The following is a 604-nucleotide window of genomic DNA, read 5'->3' on the forward strand; positions in this document are numbered from 1 at the left end:
TAAATCATCAGGTTGCTCAACAGGCACACGAGGACTACCACCGCCCCCTTTTTGACCGTGAATTGTTTTTCTCATTAGATTATTCCAAATAGATTTATTGCTGATCTTCTACATAGATACCCGCTGAAATGATGGCACCACCAATCGTTCTTTCGCCATAAAGCACTGGCACAGGGTAACCTTGAGAAACAGTATTAGTAGGAGAGCCAAACGCATACGAAGGTTTGTTTTCACCCTGATCTTGCATTGCAAGACCTTTCGGTTGAGGTGAAAGCATTTGAATAACACCGCCGATAGCGACTGATGCGCCAACAGCAAATAAAAGGTTACTGGCCCATAATGCGGACCCCCAAGGTAGCCATATAGCGGCAGCAACAAGGACGGCACCCAAAATAGTCTGAAAAACACCCCCTCTTTTGCTCCCCACCACAATGGGAACGATACGAATAATTTCTTCTGATATTGGGAAATTAAGATCATCAACACCGATATTCTTTTTCCCTTTAAATACAGCGTATGTTAATCCTCGTGATTTACTGGTATTTAAATACTGTTCAAATCCATTTAAGGTACAACAAAGTGCTCTGATTGCTTCTGATGTTGT

The 604-nt window shown here is 42.4% G+C and carries 1 protein-coding gene; it reads right to left on the bottom strand.

Annotated features, from left to right (window positions below):
- Window positions 1-94: 94 nt before the first annotated feature.
- Window positions 95-604, bottom strand: a 510-nt coding sequence (locus ABN212_RS18785; protein WP_349443577.1) for a tail assembly protein, incomplete at its 5' end; no start/stop codon positions are given.

The organism is Proteus genomosp. 6, assembly GCF_040139785.1.
GTDB lineage: Bacteria > Pseudomonadota > Gammaproteobacteria > Enterobacterales > Enterobacteriaceae > Proteus.